Origin of the sequence: Fulvivirga aurantia (genome assembly GCF_009711475.1) — a bacterium.
GTDB lineage: Bacteria > Bacteroidota > Bacteroidia > Cytophagales > Cyclobacteriaceae > Fulvivirga > Fulvivirga aurantia.
Window position 1 is genome coordinate 1 of sequence record NZ_SMMD01000404.1, and the last position, 2,405, is coordinate 2,405.

Annotated in this window: 2 protein-coding genes and 1 pseudogene; all 3 read left to right on the top strand. The window is 39.5% G+C overall.

Going from position 1 to position 2,405, the window contains the following annotated elements; genetic code table 11:
* A partial coding sequence (locus E1176_RS02285; protein WP_155208957.1) for a dipeptidase occupies nucleotides 1-1,130 on the top strand: 1,130 nt, incomplete at its 5' end.
* 52 nt (nucleotides 1,131-1,182) lie between these two features.
* Nucleotides 1,183-1,587 carry a hypothetical protein gene (locus E1176_RS02290; protein WP_155208958.1) on the top strand — a complete coding sequence of 135 codons (405 nt, stop codon included), beginning with the start codon at nucleotides 1,183-1,185 and terminating at the stop codon, nucleotides 1,585-1,587.
* A 188-nt stretch (nucleotides 1,588-1,775) separates the two neighbouring features.
* Nucleotides 1,776-2,405: pseudogene (locus E1176_RS02295) on the top strand (hypothetical protein); the annotation flags it as partial.

Here is a 2,405-nt window from a genome sequence, read left to right on the forward strand (position 1 = left end):
GTCTTTACTTTGCGGCTACCCTCATCGTCCCTCCTATTGTAGAAAAAGGCCGAAATAAGATCACCACTCCTCCTCCATATCAAGCTTCTAAACAGGCAATGGATGTATATAATAATTTAGACTTTATTGCCGATTTACATTGCGATGCACTCTTATGGGATCGAGACCTCACAGAGAAATCAGATTACGGGCATGTAGACTTTCCTAGAATGCAGGAGGCCAATGTGGCCCTACAGGCTTTTACTATCGTAACTAAATCTCCCAAAGGCCAAAACATGCATCAAAACAGTGCTGATGCTACAGACAATATTACTTCATTGAGCATTGCTCAAGGCCAGCCGGTAGGCACCTGGTTTAACCTCTATGATCGCGCTATCTATCAATGTGAGAAACTACATGATTTCGCCAGTGATTATGATAATATGCAGCTTATAAAGTCAAAATCAGATCTCACAAACTTTGTAAGTCATAGAAAAACAAACCCAAAAGCAATGGCTGGCTTTTTGGGTATCGAAGGAGCCCATTGCTTGGAAGGTGATCTGGAAAATGTGGATAAATTATTTAATGCTGGTGTGAGAATGATGGCAGCCACGCACTTCTTCGATAACAAACTGGGAGGATCTGCACACGGCATATCTGGTGAAGGGTTAACCGATTTTGGCAAACAAGTGATTGATCGGATGGATGATTTAGAAATGATCATTGATCTGGCTCATATTTCACCTCAAATGATTGAAGATATACTCGACAGAACCACCCGCCCCGTAATCGTATCTCATATAGGTGTAAAGGCAGTACTCAACTCACCCCGAAACCTTTCAGATGCACAGATAAAGCGTATTGCTGCCAATGGTGGTCTTATAGGCATCGCATTCTTCCCTGGTGCAATTGGCGATGAAGGCGTGAAAGGCATTGTTGCTTCTATGAAACATGTGAAGTCACTTGTTGGGGTTAAACATGTCGCTTTGGGCTCAGACACTGATGGTAGTGTAACTTTACCTTTTGATATTACAGGGCTGCCTTTAATTGTAGAAGAAATGTTGAAGCAAGGGTTTACAACCTCTGAAATAAAGGCAATTATGGGAGAAAACGTAAAGCAGTTTTTGCTAGACAACTTACCTTCCTCTTGATTCTTTTATTTAAATTGCTGAGTTCTTTAAACTTTACGAAATAACTTTTTACATGGCACTTTCTTACAAAGAAAAACTAAGTCATCTGGCAGATTTGATGGCACTGGCTCATGCAGATGAGGAAACATCAAAAATAGAGGCGACCTATGTAAAAGTAGTAGCAAAGAAACTTGGTGTAGATATGCTTGATCTTGCCAAAATTGAAACCCTTGGCACCGAAAGAGACTTGCCTGAAAATGAGTTTCAAATTATACCACTATTTCATCGATTACTGATTTTGATGAATATCGACATGGACTTAGATGAGCGAGAGCTTTTATTTTGTCGAAATTTAGGAATAAAAATGGGACTCAACCCTTCAGCCGTTTCCGAGATAATTGAGTTGGCAGGCAAAAATCGAGGCAGACATCTCCAGCCTGGAGAAATAAACGAAATATTCAAGAAATACTGTAATTAGTAGACTTTTATGGTAACCTAATCACTCATCTCACTGCTAATTAATGAGTTAATTAAAAAATAAATATGATTTTTGTAATGTAAAGTTTAACTTGTATAGGTTAAAGCTTTGTAATTATGAAAAGAATATACTGTTTAACTCTCTCCTGTCTCTTCATAAATATAATAATTTGTTCTGCCCAAAACTCTGTGGGGATAGGTACAGAAAACTCAAACGACAATGCAGTACTCGAGCTGGTGTCACCCACAAACAATCAGGGGTTTTTGGTGCCCAGACTCACAACAAGCGAGCGCACAGCTAACAGTTTTACTTCTAATTTAACTGCCTCTGACAATGGTCTGCTAGTTTTTGATAGCAATGAAAATAAGTTTTACTATTGGCATGACGCTAACTGGCAACCGCTTAAAAATGGCCCTGAGTTGGTGGCAGGAACTGGAATTTCTATCGTTAACAATACAATTAGCAACACAGGTGATGCCGATGCTGACCCTACAAACGAAATACAAGATCTTATTCTCACAGGCACAACTTTATCAATAAGTAACAATGCAGGAGCTTCTGATATCGATTTATCACCATTTACAGGCACAAATACAGACAATCAAAATATCTCATTCAGTGCCAATACGCTAAGCATACAAAACGGTAATAGTGTAGACCTGAGCCCACTGATTAATGATGCCGATGCTGATCCTACTAATGAAATTCAATCTATAAGCCGAGCTTCAAATTCACTCACGCTTTCCGGTGGTGGTGGCTCTGTTTCACTATTTAGTGGCAACTTTAGCGATTTATCAGGAGTGCCTGTAAACTTAGAC

What these genes read in the sequence shown, in the direction of transcription:
- E1176_RS02290 (WP_155208958.1), top strand. Translation starts at nt 1,183, where the DNA reads ATGGCACTTTCTTACAAAGAAAAACTAAGTCATCTGGCAGATTTGATG.